General features: G+C 68.0%; 2 protein-coding genes. One reads left to right on the forward strand and one right to left on the reverse strand.

Annotation, left to right across the window (positions count from 1 at the left end; translation table 11 throughout):
• A partial coding sequence (locus ACE3UY_RS15255; RefSeq protein WP_374688357.1) for a S8 family serine peptidase occupies positions 1–265 on the forward strand: 265 nt, incomplete at its 5' end.
• Positions 266–328: 63 nt separating this feature from the next.
• Here ACE3UY_RS15255 and ACE3UY_RS15260 read toward each other — a convergent pair.
• A partial coding sequence (locus ACE3UY_RS15260; protein WP_374688358.1) for an NBR1-Ig-like domain-containing protein occupies positions 329–1,588 on the reverse strand: 1,260 nt, incomplete at its 5' end.

Below are 1,588 nucleotides of genomic sequence, written 5' to 3' on the forward strand. Positions count from 1 at the left end.
CATGGCCGCGCCCCACGTGGCCGGACTGGCGGCGCTGCTCATCTCGGCCGAGCCGGCGCTGGCCGGCCAGGTCGACGAACTGGAGCGGATCATCACTACGACCGCGGTGCGACGGACAACCACCCAGGGCTGCGGCGGCGACGGCCCGAAGGACACATTCAACCACACCTACGGCTGGGGCCGCATCGACGCCGTGGCGGCCGTCGCGTCGCTAGACACGCCCCCGCCGCCGCAATACAGACTCTATCTACCCCTGACCCGCTGACGCTAGGGGCTAGGGGCTAGGGGCTAGGGAAGAGCGCTCTTCCCTAGCCCCTAGCCCTAACCCCTACATGTAGTAAGGCAGCGTCGACTTGATCGCGTCCCGCAAATTGAGCTCATCGGGCCGGCCGGCGATGCGATTGCCGTACTTCATCATCAGCGACCGCGGTTGGTTGGTGACCTGGTCGGGCGGCACAACCGGGTCGAGGATGAGATAGTCGTCCCCCGCCGGCGTGCGCTTGACCAGGATCACCCAGTGCTGCTCGATGTTGGAGTTGTACAGCCCGTCGTTGGGCTTGGTGTCCACCTGGGCCAGGACGATGTAGCCCAGCCCCAGCAGCCGGTCGATACGCGCCAGGGGGTGCTCCTCGGCGATGAACTGGGTGAAGGGGATGCCCGACTCTTCGTAGGAGCGGTTGTGCCGCCCCTGCTTCAGGCCTGACAGCACGACGGTCGGCGCGCCAAACTGAACGTTCGAGCCAATGAATCCCGTGTCCCCCTGACCCTTGAGCCGCTCGTTGAGCTCGGCCGGGTTGAGCCGCAGGTTGTGGCCCGCCAGCGCCATCGCCATGCAGGTCAACAGGCAACCCCACGCTTCGAGACGCTGGCTGCCATGCCCTACTGGCACGGCGGCCCAGCGCGGGTCGAGCTGCGAATACCAGGATGAGGGATCATTGAGCAGGCTACCAAGCGCCCCTGTGCCCGATACGGGCTGGCCGTCCATGACGACCGCGCCGGGCGTGGCGACGATCTTGGCCCAGAGCGGGTCGCCGAAGAACCCGCCGCGATCATCCTGCATGCGCCACGTGCTGCTGTACGCCGTCGGCTGGCCGTTGAGGGCCGGCGGCGCGGTCATGGGCACGGAGAGGATCACCTCTTCGCCCGGCTTGGCCGGCGGCGTGATGTGGGCGGCCACGCCGCGCGCCATCTGAATGTCCCCCTGGACGAACACCAGCCGGAAACCGCTGCCCCAATGGCGCTCGCCCGTGTTGCGCACGGCCCACTGCTTGTCGAAATCGGTCGAGGCGGTAAAGCGCGTGCTGTCGGGCACGGTCTGGTCGCGCACGTAGGCCATGGCCGCCGGGCGCGCCGCGCTCCCCGCTTGCGCCTGCACGACGGTGATCTCGGCGTACAGATGACCGAAAGCGACAGCCGCCGGGTCGCGCAACTGCCAGCGGCTGCGGTAGACGCGGCCGAACGCCTCCGGCGCGGTCATCGTCAGTGTGATTTCCATCTCCGCTCCCGGTTGGACGGGCATGCCCGAGGCCACCGCGGCCAGATCGAAGCTGGTGGTGGACAGCATCGGGTTACTGTTGGCCCCATCGGG

Source organism: Promineifilum sp. (SeqCode), assembly GCF_041918635.1.
Lineage (GTDB): Bacteria > Chloroflexota > Anaerolineae > Promineifilales > Promineifilaceae > Promineifilum.